We start from the raw sequence: 17,481 nt of genomic DNA, 5'->3' as shown, positions 1-17,481 counted from the left end.
GGCCTGGTGAGGGCGGTGGGACCGTGGTCCCGCCGCCCTTCCGCGTTCCTTACGATTTCGGGCATGAAGGAACGCTGGGAAGAACGCACCCAGACGCCGCTGCTGGTGCTGGCCGTGGCGTTCGGGATCGCCTACGCCGTGCCCATCGTGGCGCCGGACGCCGCCCCCTGGGTGCACCGGCTGTGCACCCACGTGGAGTGGGCGGTGTGGGCCGCGTTCGCCCTGGACTATCTGGTGAGGCTGGCGATCGCACCGTCCCGCTGGGCCTTCGTGCGCGGGCATCCGCTGGACCTGCTCGCGGTGATACTGCCGATGGTGCAGCCGCTGAGGCTGCTCAGGGTGGTCGCCACTCTCCTCCTCGTGGGCCGGCGGGCCCGGATGGCCCCGCAGATAACGCTCACCATGTACGTGGCGGGCTCGGTGGTCGGGCTGATGATGTTCGGCTCGCTCGCGGTGCTGCACGTGGAGCGGGACGCGCCGAACGGCAACATCAAGACGCTCGGGGACGCGGTCTGGTGGTCCTTCACCACGATGACCACGGTCGGCTACGGCGACCACGCCCCGACGACGGGTCTGGGCCGGGTGCTGGCGGTCGGCCTGATGCTGTCCGGGATCGCCCTGCTCGGTGTGGTGACCGCGAACATCGCCGCCTGGTTCATCTCCCGCTTCGACCGGGACGACGAGGTCGAGCGCCGGCAGACCGAGCTCCTGGAGGCGCTGACCGCCGAGGTGCGGGCCCTGCGGGCCGAGGTCGCGCGCCTCTCGCCCCCGCAGCCCGCGCAGGCCCCGCTCCCCGGGGCCCCGGAGGCGCCCGCCGGGCCGGCCGCGCCCGAGGCCGTACCGGCGCCTACCGCTCCCAGAGCTTGAACGCCCGCACCTGGTACGGCGACTGGGGCACCCACACCCCCTTGCCGGGATAGGTCTCGAACTCCCCCGTCTCCGCGCACTCCGCGGACTGGTAGGTGGTGACCGGCCGCCCGGTCCGGTTGGCGAGGGACTGGGCGCTGGTGCCGGGCGGCAGTGCGGTGCAGCTCTCGACGTCGACCGAGGCCAGCTCGTGGACCTGGGCCTTGCCCTTGAAGTCGGTCCTGGGCCACAGGCACAGCTGGCCGGACCCGCAGGCGCCGAGCGCGGTGCCGGCGACGGCGCGGGGGCCGGTGCGGGCTCCGGTCGGGGCGGCCGCCTGGGCCGGGATCGCGAGCAGGGCGGTCAGGACCACGCCCAGGGCGAGCAGCGTCTTCGTATACATGCAGGTGAACCCCCGTTTCGTAACTCTCTGTAACCAAGAGCATGGCGGAGGGTCCGGAGGGATGGAAGAGGGGCCGCCCCCGTTCACGCGAACGGGTTACGGCCCCTTACGGGAACCCCGAGATGTGGGCGTGCCCCTGGACGTGGGCCACGCCCCCTAGATGTGGGCCGCGCCCGCGCCCGCCTCCGCGTTCTCACCGCGCTTGGTGAGGGTGGCCACGAGGGCCGCGACGACCGCGACCGCGCCCGCGACGGTGAACGCGAGGCCCATGCCCTCCAGGAAGGTGTCGTGGATGACCTTGCCGACGACCTGGACGATCTCCGGCGTCATGCCCGGCGCCTTGGCCAGCTCCGGCGGCACCATGCCGAACTCGGCGGCCTGCTCCAGGCGCGGGTCGGCCGGTCCGGGCAGGTGGGCGGCCGTCCAGTTCTCGCCGAAGGCGCTGGACACCTTGGAGGACATGACGGCGCCGAGCACCGCCGTGCCGAGCGCCCCGCCGACCTGCATCGCGGCCTGCTGGAGGCCGCCGGCCACGCCGGACAGCTCCAGCGGCGCGTTGCCCACGATGACCTCGGTGGCGCCGACCATGACCGGGGCGAGGCCCAGGCCGAGCAGCGCGAACCAGAGCGACATGGCGAAGGTGCCCGTGCCGGCGTCCAGCGTGATCATGCCGAACATCGCGACGGCCGTGCACACCATGCCGCCGACCAGCGGGACGCGCGGGCCGAACTTGGTGATCAGCGCGCCGGCCAGCGGCGAGGAGACGATCATCATGCCGGTCAGCGGCAGCAGGGCCAGACCGCTGTCGACCGGGCTGAGGCCCTTCACGCCCTGGAGGTAGAAGGTCACGAAGAACAGGCCGCCCATGAAGGCGAAGGCCATCAGGACCATGAGGACCACACCGGCCGACAGCGGCACGGAGCGGAACATCTTCAGCGGGATCAGCGGCTCGCGGACCTTGGTCTCCCACAGCGCGAAGACCGCGAAGAGCACCACGGCGCCGAGCAGACAGCCCCAGGTCCTGGCGTCGCCCCAGCCCCAGGACTCGCCGGCCTTGATGATGCCCCAGATCAGGGCGCCCATCGCGGCCGAGAGCAGCACGATGCCGGGGATGTCGAAGGAGCGCGGGGCGTTCTCGGCGCGGTGGTCCCGGAGGATCAGCAGGCCGAGGACGAGCGCGAGGACGCCGACGGGGACGTTGATGAAGAAGACGGACTGCCAGCTGACGTGCTCGACGAGCAGACCGCCGACGATCGGGCCGCCGGCCGTCGAGGCGCCGATGACCATGCCCCAGATGCCGATGGCCATGTTGAGCTTCTCGGCCGGGAACGTGGCGCGCAGCAGGCCGAGCGCGGCCGGCATGAGCAGGGCGCCGAAGAGGCCCTGCAGCACGCGGAAGGCGATGACGAGCCCGATCGACTCCGACAGGCCGATCGCGCCGGAGGCGGCGGCGAAGCCCGCGATGCCGATGAGGAAGGTCTGCCGGTGGCCGAAGCGGTCGCCCAGCTTGCCGGCGGTGATGAGCGCGACGGCCAGCGCGAGCAGATAGCCGTTGGTGATCCACTGGACCTGCGCGAGCGTGGCGTTCAGGTCCTCCTTGATGGCGGGGTTGGCGATGGCCACGATCGTGCCGTCGAGCGCGACCATCATCACGCCCACCGCGACCGAGAACAGGGTCAACCACGGGTGGCCGCGCAGTCCCTTCGCCGGCGCCCCCTCGGGGGCCGGGTCACCCTCCTGACCCTGCGGGGTCTTTTCCATGGTGATCTGACGAGTCATACCGGCAGGCTAGTGACAGTCACTGACAATTGACAAAGCGATTCACACGCCGGTAACTGTCACGTACCTCACAGGTAGCCTGAGCCGGAAGAAGTGGCGGAAAGAGGATCGACACGTGACCACCGCGCCCGGTCTGCGCGAGCGCAAGAAGCAGCGCACGCGCGACGCGCTGATCCGGGTCGCCCTGGAGCTGTTCACGACCCAGGGGTTCGAGCAGACCACGGTCGACGAGATCGCCGACGCCGTCGACGTCTCCCAGCGCACCTTCTTCCGCTACTTCGCCGCCAAGGAGGACGTGGCCTTCGCCGTGCAGCAGATGGTGGAGGAGCGGTTCGTCCGCGCGCTGACCGAACGGCCGCCCGAGGAGGGCCCGTTCGACGCGATGCGCAACGCGGTGCTCAGCGCCTGGGACACCATCGGCGAGTCGATCGCGGAGGTCGTGCCCGTCGAGCTGTACCTGCGCACCTTCCAGAGCATCGAGTCGACGCCCGCCCTCCTCGCCGTGCACCTGCGCCGCACCACGGAGATGGAGGAGACCATCGCCGCCGTCATCGCCGAGCGCGAGGGACTCGACGTGGACGCCGACCCGCGCCCCCGGATCGCGGTCGCCGCGTTCAGCGGGGTCATGCGGGTGACCGGCCAGCTCTGGGGCCGCAGCGAGAACCCGACCCTGGACTCGATCCGCGCGCTGACCGAGCGCTACCTCGACCAGCTCGGCGCCGCCCTCGCCCCGCGCTGGCGCGCCTGACCCCTGCGGGCGCCCGGCCGCCCGTACGGTCCCGGGCGTCCCGCTCGCGCTGCGCGGCGCGGACGACCCGTGCACCCCGTGCGCCCCCGCGTACGCACCGTCACCACCCGCCCCTCCACGGGCGTGATCCGCGTCACTCGTGACACGGGCGGCTCCCGGCGCCCCCTAGGGTGGCGGCCAATGCCTTCCTTCGACTCCTCCCCCACCCTCACCCTCTGGCGGATGCTGCTCGCGCTCGCCGTGGTGTTCGTCCTCCTCGCGACGACCGGGTGGACCACGATCCGGCATCAGCGCACGCCAGGACCGACCCGGGAGGAGGCGCTCGCCGCGTGGACGCACGGCCGGATCGGCGGCCGCGCGCTGCCGGACCCGGCCGCCCCGCCCCGTACGATCGCCGCGTTCTTCGCCGCGCTCGGGCCCGCCCGGGGCGCCCGGCTCGCCGACACCCACCCGCTCGTGGTGGGCAACCTCAACGGCGCGCCGGTCACCCTGCGCTACCGCGCCAACCGGGTCTCGCTGGCCCGGGCGCTCGACGCCGAGCGCGGCCGGGTCGACGACCCGCGGCTGACCGCCGACGGACGGCACGAGGCGCTGCGCCGGGTGCACCGCTTCACCAGTCTGATGCGGACCGGCCGGCAGATCCTCGCCTTCGACCCGACCGGCACGGGACGCACCGCCGAGGTGCTCGGCGATCTGGACCGGGCCCGCCGGGTGTCGGTGATCGTGCCCGGCGTCGACACCAATCTGCTGACCTTCCAGAAGACCGCCCGCCGCTACTCGGCGCCCGCCGGCATGGCCGAGGCGCTGTACGCCGCCGAGCGCCGGGCCGATCCACGCGCGCGTACGGCCGTGATCGCCTGGGCCGACTACACGGCGCCGGTCGGCGTCGGCGTCGAGGCCGCCATCGGCCGGCTCGCCGCGAACGGTGCGGTCCGGCTCGTCGGCCTGACCGCCGCCCTGCCCGGCGACTCCCGCGTCACCCTCTTCTGCCACAGCTACGGCTCGGTGCTGTGCGGGGTCGCCGCGCCCCGGCTGCCCGCCCGGGTCACCGACGTGGTGGTGGCCGGCAGCCCCGGCATGCGGGCCGAGAGCGCGGCCGACCTGGGCACCCGTGCACGCGTGTGGGCCATGCGGGACGCCGACGACTGGATCGCGGACGTGCCCCATCTGGAGCTCGGCGGCGTCGGGCACGGCACCGATCCGGTGGACCCGGCGTTCGGCGCGCGGGTGCTCTCGGCGGCCGGGGCGGCCGGGCACACCGGGTATTTCGAGCCGGGCACCGGGAGCCTCGCGAACTTCGCCGCGCTGGGGGTCGGCGCGTACGCCTCGCTGACCTGCGCGAGCGCCGACAGCGCTTGCCGCGACGGAATCTCCGGCGCGTCACTCGCCTGACGCGCGTAGATCACGGCGGATTTACGGTGGTTGCGAAGGGGCGACGTCGGGGCATACGCCGCATACGATGAGGCACATGGGTGATGTGCTGGCCGGAATTCATGCCACCTGGGAGTTCGAGAACGACGCAGTCGTCATCCGCTTCGAACGGGGGATCCGCACACCGAAGCTCTGGAACGCGCTGCGCGAGCGGCGCGTTCCGCACGAGGCGCTGGCCGCGGTGTCGCTCGCCCCGGGCAAGCGGGGCACCGTCGTGCTGCGCGCCGAGCCGCGGCCCGGCGCCGATCCGCTGATGGAGGCGGCGGCCGGGCAGCTCAAGGAGGGCTGCGATCCCTACCGCCTGGTGCTGCCCGCCGAGCGGGAGACCCTCGCCGAGTACTACCGCGACGAGCTGCGCGCCGCGATCGCGCCGTACCGGGCGCTCGGTCCGGCGGACGGCTTCCTGGTGGCGGCGCCCGAGGGGCCGCAGTCCTTCAAGGCGTACGACGGGAAGGCGAGCTTCGACGGGAAGGACGAGATCGCCTTCCGCTGGTTCTGGACCGGTGCCTCCTCCGAGAAGTGGAAGGCCGGCGACCAGTCCTTCCGGGTACGGGAGCTGAGCGGCGTCGAGTGGCGTTCGCCGGAGGTGCTCGACGGCTATCTGCGGCTCGTGCGCCGCGACGGCCACGACATGCGCCCCGTGCAGCCGGACCACGACCCGGCCTCCGTCGTCTTCGGCCTCGGCTACGGGCCGGTGCACGAGTCCCTGCCGTTCGCGGCGGCCGTCCTCGCGGCGATCCGCGGCGCGTCCGACCGGGTGCCGGTGACCACGCTGCCGCGGGACCCGGCCGGGGTCGCAGAAAGGATCCGCCACCTCGGTGAGCTGCACCGGGCCGGTCTCGTGACGGACGAGGAGTTCACCGCGAAGAAGGCGGAGTTGCTCGCGGAGCTGTGAGCGGGGCCGGCGGGGTGGACCCCCGCCCCGCCGGCGCGCCCCCGGGCCCCGCCCGTCGGCCCGCCCGGCTCCGCCCTCGTACCCCGGTAGCACCCGGCGCCCCACACCCCGGTATGACGTCCCGGCCCGGTGGTGCTGCCTACCCTGGGCGGGCCATGACGGAAGACATCACGCGCCACGAAGACCGGCGGCGACGGCCGCGCCTCCCGCGACGGGCCGGGCCGCGCGCCCGCCGGCTGTTCACCGGGCTCGGGGCGGCCCTGACGACGCCCACCGCCCCCGGCGAGGCGCTGTTCGCGCGCGCCGCCTCGCCCTGGGTGCGGTGGCTGCCGTACGCGGTCGCGCTCGCCCTGGTGGCGACGCTGCTGCCGGTCACCGTCGTCGTCCTCGTGCAGGACTACCACGTCGACGGGCCGGTCGCCGGGGCACTCGCCACCGCGCAGGCCGCCCCGCTGCTGGTCGCCGTCTCCCGGCCGCTGCAGGCCTGGTGGGTGGTGTTCGCGGCGGACGTGGCCGGCGGCTTCGCGGTGCTGATCGCCGACCACTTCGCGGGCCTGCCCTGGCCGTGGACGCCGACCGTGGTGGTCGGCTACCTCTTCCTGATGGTCGCGCTCGGGCTCCGGGAGTCCCGGCGCGCGCTGCTCGGCGTGTGGCTGGCGACCGGTTTCGCGGGCGCCGTCTTCGAGGCGGTCTCCCCGGGCCGGCCGGGCGACGGCGTCATCGTGCTGCTGTTCGTGCTCAGCGGGATCGTGCTGCTGCTCACCTCCGCGCTGCGCGGGCGCGGGGAGGCGGAGCGGCGGCTCGTCGAGCAGGAGACGATCAGCGAGGCCGAGCGGGCCCGGCGGACCCTCCTGGAGGAGCGCGCCCGGATCGCCCGCGAGCTGCACGACGTGGTCGCCCACCACATGTCGGTGATCACCGTGCAGGCCGACTCGGCGCCGTACCGCATCCCGGGCCTGCCGGACGCGGCCGTCGAGGAGTTCGCGTCGATCGCGGGCGGGGCGCGCGAGTCGCTGGCGGAGATGCGGCGGCTGCTCGCGGTGCTGCGCAGCGAGGGCGCGGAGGGCGAGCGGGCGCCGCAGCCGGGGCTCGACCGCCTCCAGCAGCTGGTGGAGGCGACGGTACGGGCCGGGGTGCCGGCGGAGCTGGCGCTCGCGGCGGACCTGGGCGAGGTGCCGCAGGCGGTCGACCTCTCCGCGTACCGGATCGTGCAGGAGGCGCTGGCCAATGTGGTGCGGCACGCGCCGGGGGCGGCGACCCGGGTGTCGGTGCGGGCCGACGAGTCCGGTGCGTGGCTGAACGTGCTGGTGGTCAACGGGCCCGCCGCCGGGGCGGGTTCGCCGGTCGAGCGCGGTTCGGGCACGGGGCACGGGCTCGTCGGGATGCGCGAGCGCGTACGGTTGACCGGCGGCTCGCTCGACACCGGGCCGCTGCCGGACGGGGGCTTCCGGGTCGCCGCCCGGCTGCCGCTGGCCGAGCCGCCGCTCGCCGGCAGGACCGGCACGGCCGAACCGACCGGCAGGACCGGCACGGCCGAACCGACCGGCAGGGCCGGCCGGGCCGACACGACCGACTCGAAGGGCGCCCCGTGACCATCCGCGTGATCATCGTCGACGACCAGGCCATGGTGCGGGCGGGCTTCGCCGCCCTGCTCTCGGCGCAGAGCGACATCGACGTGGTCGGCGAGGCTCCGGACGGACGGCAGGGCGTGGAGGTGGCCCGCGCCGCGCACCCGGACGTGGTGCTGATGGACGTGCGGATGCCGGAGCTGGACGGGCTGGCGGCGGCGCGCGAGATCCTGAACCCGCCGCCGGGGGTGGTGCACCGGCCGAAGGTGCTGATGCTGACCACCTTCGACGTGGACGACTACGTGTACGAGGCGCTGCGCGCCGGCGCCTCCGGTTTCCTCCTGAAGGACGCGCCGCCGGCCGATCTGATCGCGGCAGTGCGGGTGGTGGCGGCCGGTGAGGCGCTGCTCGCGCCCTCGGTGACCAAGCGGCTGATCGCCGACTTCGCCGCCGCCCGGCCCGCACCGCGCGCCGACCGGGCGGCGCTGCGCCTGAACGGGCTGACCCCGCGCGAGACGGAGGTCCTGGAGCTGATCGCGCGGGGCCTGTCGAACCAGGAGATCGCCGGGCGCCTGGTCCTGGCGGAGCAGACGGTGAAGACCCACATCGGGCGGGTGCTCGCCAAGCTGGACCTGCGCGACCGGGCACAGGCGGTGATCTTCGCGTACGAGTCGGGCCTGGTCACGCCGGGCGCGCCGTGACCTCCGGCAGCCCGACGGGGGCCCGCCCCCGGGGGTTTGCCCCACCCCCGGTCTCGGGCTGACCGCTCCTCCCTCCCCTACCCCGGTATCAGTGCGGGGTTGGCGCTCCGGTGTGACGTGCGGTCACCCGCCCCGTTCCTACCTTCCTCTCGCCAACGACACGAGAGAGGGAGGGCCACCGCATGCGCCGCTTCACGAGGACCCTGGTCGCCGCCGCGCTCGCCGCCACGGTGGCGGCCGGGACGGCCGGCTGGGCGTCGGGGACGAGCCGGCCGCCGGTGACCGGGGCGCCGGCCGGCACCGGGGCCTGGCTCGCCGCCGGGCTGCCGGACCCGGCCGACATGACGCCTCGTCAGGTCGCCGCGTTCTTCGCCGGGTTGACCCCGGAGCGGCAGCGGGAGCTGGTGCGTGCCCATCCGGGCGTGGTGGGGAACCTGGACGGCGCCCCGCTCGCCCTGCGCTACGCGGCGAACGCCCGGACGGCGGGCGCCCGTTACGCCGGGCAGCAGGTCCTGGCGTACGACCCGCGGGGACGCGGCCGGGCGGTGCTGGTGTACGGGGACCTGGCGCGGGCCGCGCACGTGGCGGTGGTCGTGCCGGGTTCGGACACCGACGCCGGGCACCTGGACGGGCTGGTGCGCAAGGCGACGGCGCTGCGGGAGGCGGCGGGCGGGCGGACCGCCGTGGTCGCCTGGGCGGACTACACCACGCCGGAGGGGGTCGGCCTGGACGCCGCGACCGGGGAGCTCGCGGAGGCGGGCGCGGCGCGGCTGACCGGTTTCCTGGCCGGGCTGGCCGCGGTCAACCCGGCGGAGCCGGCGCTGTTCTGCCACAGCTACGGCTCGGTGGTGTGCGGGCTCGCCGCGCCCGCGGTCAGGGCCACGGACCTGGTCGCCGTCGCCTCGCCGGGGATGCGGGCGGAGAACGTGGCGGCGCTGCGCACCGGCGCCCGGGTGTGGGCGGCGAAGGATCCGACGGACTGGATCGACCGGGTGCCGAACGTCTCCTTCGCCGGTCTCGGGCACGGCACCGATCCCACGGACCCGGTCTTCGGCGCGCGGATCGTGCCCGCCGGGGACGCGGAGGGCCACGACGGCTACTTCGCGCCCGGCACCTCCTCGCTGCGCGCCTTCGCCGCGATCGCCCGGGGGGACGTCCGATGAAGGTCCCGAGCCCGCTGCGCCGGACGGCCGCGGCGATCGAGGCGCGCACGCCCGCCCACCGCGACCGCGCGATCGACGGGCTGCGCGCCCTGGCCCTGCTGGCCGTGCCCACCGGGCACTGGCTGCTCGGCGGCTTCACGCGCTCCGCCGACGGCGCGCTGCACAACGCGAGCCCGCTGTCCGCGTTCGGCGGTCTGGCGCCGGTCAGCTGGGTGCTCCAGATGCTCGGCATCTTCTTCCTGGTGGGCGGTTACGCCTCCGTCCTGTCCTTCCGGCGGCACCAGGGCTCCACGCGCGCGTGGCTGGGCGGCCGGGTGGCCCGGCTCGGCCGGCCGGTGCTCGGGGTGACCGCCGTGTGGGCGGCGCTGCTTCCGCTGCTGCACCACGGCTTCGGGGTGCCGTCCGACACGCTGCGGACGGCGTCGACGCTGGTGGTCCAGCCGTTGTGGTTCGTGGGCGTGTACGTGGTCGTCACCGCGCTGACCCCGTACTGCGTGCGCGCCGCCCGGCGGCTTGGCGCGTGGGCGGCGGCCCCGCTGCTCGGCTCGGTGGCCGTGGTCGACTTCCTGCGCTACGGCCCGTACGCGGAGGCGATGCCGTCCTGGCTGGGCGTGCTCACGATCCTGCCGGGCTGGCTGTTCGCCTATCAGCTCGGCGTCTCGTGGGGCGAGGGCCGGGTGGGCCGGCGGCACGCGTGGGGGCTGCTGCTCGGCGGGGCCGCGCTGTTCGCCGCGCTGCTGGTGTGGTTCGGCTACCCGGCCTCGATGGTCGGCGTCCCCGGCGAGGCCCGCACCAACTCCCATCCGCCCTCGCTCCTGGTGCTCGCGCTCGCCGCGGCGCAGAGCGGCGCCGCGATCCTGCTGCGCGAGCGGCTGGGCCGGCTGCTGAAGCGGCCGGCGCTGTGGGCGCCGGTGGTCGTGGTCAACCTGTCGGCGATGACGATCCTGTGCTGGCACCAGACGGCGATGCTCGCCGCCGCGATCCCCGCCTCGTACGCGGGCGAGGTCGCCGGTCTGGTCGGCGCCCCCGACTCGGCGGCCTGGATCCTGGCGCGCCTCGCCTGGCTGCCGGTCTTCGCGCTCCTGCTGCTCCTGATCGGGCGGTACGCGCGGGCCTTCGAGTCCCCGTGGACCCGCGCCGGCACGGCGCTGCGGGCGACGGCGGGCGTCCTGGCGGCGGGGTTCGCGGTCTTCGCGCTGGGGCTCGCGTGAGGAGCCGGGCCCGGGGGCGGTCAGCCCTCCCGGGCGGCCGAGGTGAAGCGCATGTCCGGGTAGCGGTCGCCGGTGACCTGGGCGGCGATGGGCTCCAGGGCGGACAGTTCGGCGTCGGTCAGGGTGATCCGCGTGGCGGCGGCGTTCTCCAGGAGGCGGCCGCGCTTGCGGGTGCCGGGGATGGGGATCACGGTCAGGCCGTGGACGGCGGAGCGGTGGTGCAGCCAGGCCAGGGCGATCTGCGCGGGCGTCGCGCCGTGGGCGGCGGCGATGGCACGGACGGGCTCCAGGAGCGTGGCGTTGCGCTCGGCGTTCTCGCCGGTGAAGCGGGGCTGGCTGCGGCGGAAGTCGCCTTCGGCGAGCTCCTTTCCGGCGTCCGCGAAGGAGCCGGTGAGGAAGCCGCGGCCGAGCGGCGAGTACGCCACGAAGGTCACGCCGAGCTCGGCGGCCGCGCCGACGGCGCTGTGCTCCACGTCGCGGGAGAAGAGCGACCACTCGGACTGCAGGGCGGCGATCGGGTGGACGGCGTGCGCCTCGCGCAGCTCGGCCCCGGTCACCTCGCTGAGCCCGAGCTGCCGGACCTTGCCCTCCTTGACCAGCTCGGCCATGGTGCCGACGGACTCGGCGAAGGGCACGGCCGGGTCGCGGCGGTGCATGTAGTAGAGGTCGATGGTCTCGACGCCGAGGCGGCGCAGGCTGCCCTCGACGCTCTTGCGGATGTACGCGGGGTCGTTGTTGACGCCCCGGTGGCTCGGGTCGTCGACGCGCCGCTCCAGGGCGAACTTGGTGGCGAGGACGATCTCGTCGCGGTGCGCGGCGACGAAGGGGGCGAGGAACTCCTCGTTGGCGCCGTGGCCGTAGGCGTCGGCGGTGTCGATCAGGGTGACGCCGGCCTCCAGGGCCGCTTCGAGGGTGTCGCGGGCGGCGGCCTCGTCGGTGGCTCCGTAGAACTCGCTGATGCCCATGGCGCCGAAGCCCTGCACACCGGTCTCGGGGCCCTCGGGGCCGCCGAGGCGCACGGTGTCGATCCGGCCGTTCAGTGGGGTCATGACGGGGTTCCTCCGCAGACGGTGCCGTAGTGATCGATCTTGCGGTCGAGGACGGCGAGGGCGTCCTGGAGCTCGGCGATCCGGGCGACGACGTCGGTCCGGGTGGCCTCCAGGAGCGCGCGGCGCTCGTCGTGGGTGTGGTCGCCGGCGCGCACCAGCTCCGCGTAGCGCACCATGTCGGCGACGGCCATGCCGGTGAGCCGCAGCTTGCCGACGAAGGCGAGCCAGTCCAGGTCGCGCCGGCCGAAGCGGCGCTGGCCGGTGTGCGAGCGGTCCACGTGCGGCATCAGACCGATGCGCTCGTACCAGCGCAGGGTGTGCGCGGTGAGTCCGGTGAGGGCCGCGACCTCGCTGATGGTGAACCGCTCCCGGTCGGCGGGCGCGGACGCGGTGCGCGCGGGGGTTGCCGTGCTCGTGCTCTCGATCACGCTCATGACCCCCACGCTAAAAGGTTGGAGTGCACTCCAAGCAAGTAGGCTCGGCAGCATGCAGAGCAGCGTGCCCAGCCTGGCGTCGATCGAGAACTGGCCCGTCCCCGCCGCGGCGGCCGCCGTGGTCCGTGCGGACGGGACCCTGGCCGGATCCCACGGCCCCACCGACCGGCGGTTCCCGCTCGCCTCCGTCACGAAGCCGCTCGCGGCGTACGCGGTGCTCGTGGCGTACGAGGAGGGGGCGGTGGACCTCGACGAGCCGGCCGGGCCCGAGGGCGCGACGGTGCGGCACCTGCTGGCCCACACCTCCGGTCTCGCCTTCGACGAGAACCGGGTGATGGCCGCCCCCGGCACCCGCCGGATCTACTCCAACACCGGCTTCGAGGTGCTCGGCGACCACGTCGCCAAGGCCACCGACATCCCCTTCGCCGAGTATCTGCACCAGGCCGTCCTGGAGCCGCTGGGCATGACGGCCACGGCCCTGGAGGGCTCGCCCGCGAAGGACGCGGTGTCGACCGTGGACGACCTGGTGCGCTTCGCTGCCGAGGTGCAGGCGCCGCGGCTGCTCGACCCGCGCACGGTCCTGGACGCGATGACCGTCACCCACCCGGGGCTGACCGGCATCCTGCCGGGCTACGGGCACCAACGGCCCAACGACTGGGGCCTCGGCTTCGAGATCCGGGACGGCAAGACGCCGCACTGGACCGGCGCCACGTCCTCGCCGCGGACCTTCGGACACTTCGGGCAGTCGGGCACCTTCCTGTGGATCGACCCGGACGCCGGCGCGGCGTGCGTGGCGCTGACCGACCGCGCCTTCGGGCCGTGGGCGATCGAGGCGTGGCCGCCGTTCACGGACGCGGTCCTCGCGGACCTGCGGGCGCGCGGCTAGGCACTGCCCGCCCCTGATCCGCGGGACCGCCCCGGGTCCCGTGCCGCCCGGACCCGCCGGGCGGACCCAGGAAGCGTGACGCGTCACGCGCGGGTGGCCGTGACCAGCCAGGACGCGCTGCGGAGGCGTACCGTGCCGTCCGCGGTCTCGTGGGGGCGCAGGTGCTCGGTGAGGGCCTGGCGCGCGCGGTCGCGGTCGGCGGGGGCGGCCTGGTCCATGAGGTGCCGGCCCGGGCCGGTGAGCAGCAGGAAGGCCGCGGCGTCGGCGGCGTCGGCGCCCCAGGTCCCGTACGCGTCGGCGCGGTCGACGCGGATGCCGGTGAGGCCGGCGGCGGTGAGCACGGCGCGGACGCGGTCGGGCTCGGACAGCGAGAACATCCCGGGCCGGCCCGGGATGCCGAGCTCGCCGACGGGGAGCGGTCCGCGCAGCGCGGTCATGGCCACCAGCCAGTCGTTGCGGTCGGGTTCGGCGGGGCAGACGAAGGCGAGGCGGCCGCCGGGGCGCAGGGCCCGGGCGATGTTGCCGAAGGCGGCCTCGGGGTCGGCGAAGAACATCACGCCGTAGCGGCTGATCGCCGCGTCGAAGGCGCCGCTCTCCAGGGGGTGGTTCTGGGCGTCGCCGCGGACGAAGCGGGCGTTGCCGAGTCCTTCGCGGGCGGCGCGGGCGCGGGCCTCGGCGAGCATGGGGGCGGAGAGGTCGAGGCCGAGGGCCCGGCCGGCGGGGGCGCGGCGGGCGGCGAGGACGGTGGTCTGGCCGGCGCCGCAGCCGATGTCGAGGGTGCGGGTGTCGGCGGTGATGCCGGCGGCGGCCAGCAGGGGCTCGTCGAAGCCCTCGTTGATCGCGTTCCAGCGGTCCTGGTGGCGGGCCCAGTGGGCACCCTCGGGCCCGTTCCAGGCCTGTGCCTGGGTGGTGTTGACGATCTCCGGCACGGCCGTCTCCTCCGGCATGGCTGTCTCCTCGGTCATGGCTGTCTCCTCGGTCATGGGCGGCGCGCATCCGAGAATGGGCACGCGCCCAAACAGTATGGGCGCATGCCCATACTCGGCAACGGCGATTATCATCCGGGGGAACACCGGAGCCGGCCGGGCGAGGGAGAGGGGCCGTCATGTCACCGCGCGGAGTGGCGACGCCGGACGTGCGCGAGCGCCTGTTCGCCGCCGCCGAACGGGTCGTGGAACGGGACGGGCCCGGCGCGCTCACCAGCCGGTCCGTGACCACCGAAGCGGGCTGCGCCAAGGGCCTGCTGCACGCGCACTTCGCGGGCTTCGACGCCTTCGTGGCCGAGCTGTGCCTCGACCGCTTCGCCCGCACCGCCGCCCGGGCCCGGGCCCTCGAAGGGCTCGCCGGGCGGGGCAGCGTGACCGGCAACCTCGACGCCGTCGTCCTGGCCCTCTTCGCCTCCGACGGGCCCGGCGTCTCGGGCCTGGTCCTGTCCCGGCCCGACGCCGCCCTCCGGGTGCGCACCGCGCTGGAGTCCGGGGCCCCCGGCTTCGCCGCGATCGAGGCCTCGGTGGCCTCCTACCTGGCGGCCGAGCGGGACCTGGGCCGGGTCCCCGCGGGGCTGGACCCGGCCACCGCCGCCCTCGCCCTGGTCGGCACCGCGCACCATCTGCTCATGACCTCGTGGCCGGGCGCGCCCGATCCCCGGCCGGCGCTGCGGCGGGTGGTGGCGGCCCTGGTGGGCGCGCCCGCCGACCCGGCTCAGCCCAGCGGGCAGACGGCGGCCGGCAGCGCCCCGTCCGTGCCCGAGACGACGACCGGCACCGCGCTGCCGTACTCCTCCGCGTAGGCGGTGGTGCACACCAGCTGCTGGACGGCGACGGGGTCCAGGTCGCGCACCCGGACCGAGAGCCGCAGGCGCAGCTCCCGGGGGCCGTCGCCGGCGGACGCCTCGACGTGCGGGGCGGCGCGCCCGTGCAGGGCGAGCCGGGTGGTGAGCCCGGCGGCCCGCTCCTTGTCGTCCGGGCCCTCCAGGAGCGCGCTCAGCACCTTGTCGGTGGCGACCCGGTCGGAGCCGTCGGCGGGGAAGGTGGGCACGACGATCCGGCCGGTGTCCCGGTCGGCCTCCCGGTCCGCGACGAAGCCGACCTGCCGGACGGTCATCATCAGGCGCCCGTCCGGGCCGGCGAAGAACAGCATGACGCGCGGGCTGGCCGTCGGGTGCACGGTGACCGGCGCCGGGCCCCCGGCCTCCACGACGTCGCTGCCCTGGATGCCGCAGGCCGCGAGGACCGGCAGGAAGAGCAGGGCGGCGGCCCGCGACCACCGGCGGCGCCGGCTCACAGCGGGATCCTGACGGTGAAGACGGCGCCGCCGTCGGGGCGGTTGGCGGCGACGACCGTGCCGCCGTGCAGCCGTACGTTCTCCAGGGTGATGGCCAGGCCGAGCCCGCTGCCCGCCGAGCGGGTGCGGGCCGCGTCGGCCTTGTAGAAGCGGTCGAAGACGTGCGGCAGGACGTCCTCGGGGATGCCCGGGCCCCGGTCGGCGACCTCCGTGACGAGGATCCCCGTGCGGGTGCCCTCCCCCGGACGCGGGTCCGTGCCCGGACGCGGGTCCGTGCCCTGCCGGGCGTCCTTTCCCTGCCGGGCGTCCTTTCCCTGCCGGGCGTCCTTTCCCTGCCGGGCGTCCGGTCCCGGCGGGGCGTCCGCCCCCTCCGCGTACACCCGGACCGTGACCGGCTGCGCACCGTGCCGCAGCGCGTTGCCGACCAGGTTGGCCACGACCACGTCGAAGCGGCGCGGGTCGAGCCGGGCGCGGATGCCGTCGGTGCACTCGGTGACCACCTGGTGCCAGTGGCGGTTCTGCAGGGTCTTGCGGACCATCTCCGCCGCGTCCACCTCGTCGGTGTGCAGCTCGGCGGCGCGGGCGTCGAAGCGCGAGATCTCCATCAGGTCCTCGACGAGCACGGCCAGTTTGCCGGTCTCGGCGCTGATCAGACGCACCGCGCGGGCGGTGTCCGGGTCGAGCGTGCCGGCGTCCTCGTCGAGCACCTCGGTCACCGCGAGCATGCCGGCCAGCGGGGTGCGCAGCTCGTGCGAGACGTCGGAGGCGAAGCGCCGGGCGCGGGCCTCGGCCCGCCGCAGCTCGGTCACCGACCGTTCGAGCTCCGCCGCCGACTCGTTGAAGGTGCGGGCCAGATCGGCGAGTTCGTCGCTGCCCTTGGCGTGGATCCGGGTGTCGAGGCGGCCCCGGCCCATGCTGTGCGCGGCGAGCCGCAGCTCCCGCACCGGCCGCAGCACGCCCCGCGCGGCGAGCAACGCCGGGACCAGGGCCACCAGGAGCGCGGGCAGCGCGCCGTCGCGGGCGGCGAGCAGCATGGCCTCGATGTTGGCCTCCTCGACGCCGAGGTCCATCACCGCGTAGACGACGAGCCCGGTGGGGCGGCTCTCCGGGTAGCCGCGGAAGTTGCCGAAGACGGCGGGCACGGCGACCGTGAGGTAGGGGGTGCCGTCCTTGACCACCCGCTGGAAGCTGCCGTGGGTGGTGCCGGCGGCGGTGGCGCGGCGGCGCAGTTCGGGGCTCAGCACGCTGGACTCGGGGCGCTCGGTGGAGGAGACCCGCAGGGTGCCGTACTCGGCGTAGACCCGCCAGGGGCGCGGCTTGCCCTGGCGGGCGATCCGCTGGAGTTCGTTGCGCAGTCCGTCGTGGTCGACCGGGAGCTGGATGTTCAGGGTCTCGACCTGCTGCCGGAAGGCGGAGACGGCGGTGTCCTGGGTCTGTTCCAGGATCGCGGTGCGGGCGGCCCGGTAGGTGAGCGCGGCGGTGGTGCCGCAGCCGACGGCGGCGACCAGGAGGAAGGCGAGGACGAGCCGGGTGCGCAGCCCGAAGGGCCGCGGCCGCCGCCGTCTCGGCGGCCGGCCGACGCCGCCGGGGACATGGGCCTTCACGCGGCGGCCCCCGCGGGGACGGTGGCCACGGGCACGGCGGGCACGGCGGTCACGGGGGTCACGGGGGTCACGGGCACGGTGTTCATGGGCGCGGCGCTCATGGTCGCCGGGGGCACGGGTGCGGTGCTCACGGGCACAGGCGGCACGGGCGCGGCGCTCATGGACGCCGGAGGCACGAGCACGGTACTCACCGGCACGGGCGGCACGGGCCCGGCGGTCACGGGCACGGTGTTCATGGTCGCGGTGCTCATGGACGCCGGAGGCACGGGTGCGGTGGTCACGGACACGCGGGTCACAGGTGCGGTGCTCACGGGCACAGGCGGCACGGGCCCGGCGCTCATGGACGCCGGAGGCACGAGCACGGTGCTCACCGGCACGGGCGGCACGAGCACGGTACTCACCGGCACGGGCGGCACGGGCCCGGCGGTCACGGCGGTCACGGCGGTCACGGCGGTCACGGGCACGGTGTTCATGGTCGCG

The 17,481-nt window shown here is 75.0% G+C and carries 17 protein-coding genes and 1 pseudogene; 10 read left to right on the top strand and 8 right to left on the bottom strand.

Annotated features, from left to right (window positions below; translation table 11 throughout):
• Window positions 1-63: 63 nt before the first annotated feature.
• Complete coding sequence (locus ACIGW2_RS29775) at window positions 64-867, top strand: potassium channel family protein (RefSeq protein WP_391654327.1); 804 nt, start codon at window positions 64-66, stop codon at window positions 865-867.
• On the opposite strand, the gene ACIGW2_RS29770 is transcribed toward ACIGW2_RS29775, so the two are convergent.
• Entirely contained in the window at window positions 848-1,249 is a 402-nt protein-coding gene (locus ACIGW2_RS29770) for a peptidase inhibitor family I36 protein (RefSeq protein WP_391654325.1), read from the bottom strand. The two genes, ACIGW2_RS29775 and ACIGW2_RS29770, sit on opposite strands and share 20 nt — an antisense overlap.
• A 156-nt stretch (window positions 1,250-1,405) precedes the next feature.
• Window positions 1,406-3,010, bottom strand: coding sequence for an MFS transporter (locus ACIGW2_RS29765; RefSeq protein ID WP_399847175.1), 1,605 nt, complete (start codon window positions 3,008-3,010; stop codon window positions 1,406-1,408).
• A gap of 133 nt (window positions 3,011-3,143) precedes the next feature.
• Between ACIGW2_RS29765 and ACIGW2_RS29760 the strand changes: the two genes are divergently transcribed.
• From ACIGW2_RS29760 to ACIGW2_RS29730, 7 genes are all read left to right on the top strand, one after another.
• Window positions 3,144-3,776 (top strand): TetR family transcriptional regulator, encoded by a 633-nt coding sequence (locus tag ACIGW2_RS29760; RefSeq protein WP_391654324.1) that lies wholly within the window; start codon window positions 3,144-3,146, stop codon window positions 3,774-3,776.
• A gap of 180 nt (window positions 3,777-3,956) precedes the next feature.
• Entirely contained in the window at window positions 3,957-5,168 is a 1,212-nt protein-coding gene (locus tag ACIGW2_RS29755) for an alpha/beta hydrolase (protein WP_399847038.1), read from the top strand.
• A 67-nt stretch (window positions 5,169-5,235) separates the two neighbouring features.
• Window positions 5,236-6,102 (top strand): DUF4429 domain-containing protein, encoded by an 867-nt coding sequence (locus tag ACIGW2_RS29750; RefSeq protein WP_391654322.1) that lies wholly within the window; start codon window positions 5,236-5,238, stop codon window positions 6,100-6,102.
• A gap of 155 nt (window positions 6,103-6,257) precedes the next feature.
• Window positions 6,258-7,694: a sensor histidine kinase gene (locus ACIGW2_RS29745; RefSeq protein ID WP_399847037.1), complete on the top strand. Its 1,437-nt coding sequence runs from the start codon at window positions 6,258-6,260 to the stop codon at window positions 7,692-7,694.
• Window positions 7,691-8,371: a response regulator transcription factor gene (locus tag ACIGW2_RS29740; RefSeq protein ID WP_361587769.1), complete on the top strand. Its 681-nt coding sequence runs from the start codon at window positions 7,691-7,693 to the stop codon at window positions 8,369-8,371. Before ACIGW2_RS29745 ends, ACIGW2_RS29740 begins: the two co-directional genes overlap by 4 nt.
• A 182-nt stretch (window positions 8,372-8,553) precedes the next feature.
• Entirely contained in the window at window positions 8,554-9,534 is a 981-nt protein-coding gene (locus tag ACIGW2_RS29735) for an alpha/beta hydrolase (RefSeq protein WP_399847036.1), read from the top strand.
• Window positions 9,531-10,745: an acyltransferase gene (locus tag ACIGW2_RS29730; RefSeq protein ID WP_399847034.1), complete on the top strand. Its 1,215-nt coding sequence runs from the start codon at window positions 9,531-9,533 to the stop codon at window positions 10,743-10,745. Before ACIGW2_RS29735 ends, ACIGW2_RS29730 begins: the two co-directional genes overlap by 4 nt.
• 20 nt (window positions 10,746-10,765) lie before the next feature.
• Here the strand turns inward: ACIGW2_RS29730 and ACIGW2_RS29725 are convergent, their stop codons facing one another.
• Complete coding sequence (locus ACIGW2_RS29725) at window positions 10,766-11,794, bottom strand: aldo/keto reductase (RefSeq protein ID WP_399847033.1); 1,029 nt, start codon at window positions 11,792-11,794, stop codon at window positions 10,766-10,768.
• Entirely contained in the window at window positions 11,791-12,228 is a 438-nt protein-coding gene (locus ACIGW2_RS29720; RefSeq protein ID WP_391654317.1) for a MerR family transcriptional regulator, read from the bottom strand. Before ACIGW2_RS29720 ends, ACIGW2_RS29725 begins: the two co-directional genes overlap by 4 nt.
• Before the next feature lie 52 nt (window positions 12,229-12,280).
• On the opposite strand from ACIGW2_RS29720, the gene ACIGW2_RS29715 reads away from it, so the two are divergent.
• The gene (locus ACIGW2_RS29715) at window positions 12,281-13,114 is read left to right on the top strand and encodes a serine hydrolase domain-containing protein (protein WP_391654316.1); all 834 of its coding nucleotides are present in this window, start codon (window positions 12,281-12,283) and stop codon (window positions 13,112-13,114) included.
• A gap of 83 nt (window positions 13,115-13,197) precedes the next feature.
• Here ACIGW2_RS29715 and ACIGW2_RS29710 read toward each other — a convergent pair whose 3' ends face one another.
• On the bottom strand, window positions 13,198-14,043 hold the full coding sequence (locus tag ACIGW2_RS29710; protein ID WP_399847174.1) for a class I SAM-dependent methyltransferase: 846 nt from the start codon (window positions 14,041-14,043) through the stop codon (window positions 13,198-13,200).
• 176 nt (window positions 14,044-14,219) lie between these two features.
• Between ACIGW2_RS29710 and ACIGW2_RS29705 the strand changes: the two are divergent.
• Window positions 14,220-14,798: pseudogene (locus ACIGW2_RS29705) on the top strand (TetR/AcrR family transcriptional regulator); the annotation flags it as partial.
• Between the two features lie 17 nt (window positions 14,799-14,815).
• On the opposite strand, the gene ACIGW2_RS29700 reads toward ACIGW2_RS29705, so the two are convergent.
• From ACIGW2_RS29700 to ACIGW2_RS29690, 3 genes are read right to left on the bottom strand one after another with little or no spacing between them, the layout of a single operon-like run.
• Window positions 14,816-15,397 carry a hypothetical protein gene (locus tag ACIGW2_RS29700; RefSeq protein WP_399847032.1) on the bottom strand — a complete coding sequence of 194 codons (582 nt, stop codon included), beginning with the start codon at window positions 15,395-15,397 and terminating at the stop codon, window positions 14,816-14,818.
• Window positions 15,394-17,001 (bottom strand): ATP-binding protein, encoded by a 1,608-nt coding sequence (locus ACIGW2_RS29695; protein WP_399847030.1) that lies wholly within the window; start codon window positions 16,999-17,001, stop codon window positions 15,394-15,396. The genes ACIGW2_RS29700 and ACIGW2_RS29695 overlap by 4 nt, the downstream gene beginning before the upstream one ends.
• Window positions 16,998-17,132 (bottom strand): hypothetical protein, encoded by a 135-nt coding sequence (locus ACIGW2_RS29690; protein WP_399847028.1) that lies wholly within the window; start codon window positions 17,130-17,132, stop codon window positions 16,998-17,000. The genes ACIGW2_RS29695 and ACIGW2_RS29690 overlap by 4 nt, the downstream gene beginning before the upstream one ends.
• Window positions 17,133-17,481: the final 349 nt, after the last annotated feature.

This window comes from Streptomyces sp. NPDC053541, assembly GCF_044544705.1.
GTDB lineage: Bacteria > Actinomycetota > Actinomycetes > Streptomycetales > Streptomycetaceae > Streptomyces.
This window is presented reverse-complemented; position numbering and strand designations above follow the sequence as displayed.

Bases quoted from the DNA above. Each gene is read 5' to 3' on its own strand.
- ACIGW2_RS29730 (WP_399847034.1), top strand. From the start codon at position 9,531: ATGAAGGTCCCGAGCCCGCTGCGCCGGACGGCCGCGGCGATCGAGGCG.
- ACIGW2_RS29770 (WP_391654325.1), bottom strand. From the start codon at position 1,249: ATGTATACGAAGACGCTGCTCGCCCTGGGCGTGGTCCTGACCGCCCTG.
- ACIGW2_RS29745 (WP_399847037.1), top strand. From the start codon at position 6,258: ATGACGGAAGACATCACGCGCCACGAAGACCGGCGGCGACGGCCGCGC.
- ACIGW2_RS29765 (WP_399847175.1), bottom strand. From the start codon at position 3,010: ATGGAAAAGACCCCGCAGGGTCAGGAGGGTGACCCGGCCCCCGAGGGG.
- ACIGW2_RS29750 (WP_391654322.1), top strand. From the start codon at position 5,236: ATGAGGCACATGGGTGATGTGCTGGCCGGAATTCATGCCACCTGGGAG.
- ACIGW2_RS29735 (WP_399847036.1), top strand. From the start codon at position 8,554: ATGCGCCGCTTCACGAGGACCCTGGTCGCCGCCGCGCTCGCCGCCACG.
- ACIGW2_RS29720 (WP_391654317.1), bottom strand. From the start codon at position 12,228: ATGAGCGTGATCGAGAGCACGAGCACGGCAACCCCCGCGCGCACCGCG.
- ACIGW2_RS29755 (WP_399847038.1), top strand. From the start codon at position 3,957: ATGCCTTCCTTCGACTCCTCCCCCACCCTCACCCTCTGGCGGATGCTG.
- ACIGW2_RS29725 (WP_399847033.1), bottom strand. From the start codon at position 11,794: ATGACCCCACTGAACGGCCGGATCGACACCGTGCGCCTCGGCGGCCCC.
- ACIGW2_RS29775 (WP_391654327.1), top strand. From the start codon at position 64: ATGAAGGAACGCTGGGAAGAACGCACCCAGACGCCGCTGCTGGTGCTG.
- ACIGW2_RS29715 (WP_391654316.1), top strand. From the start codon at position 12,281: ATGCAGAGCAGCGTGCCCAGCCTGGCGTCGATCGAGAACTGGCCCGTC.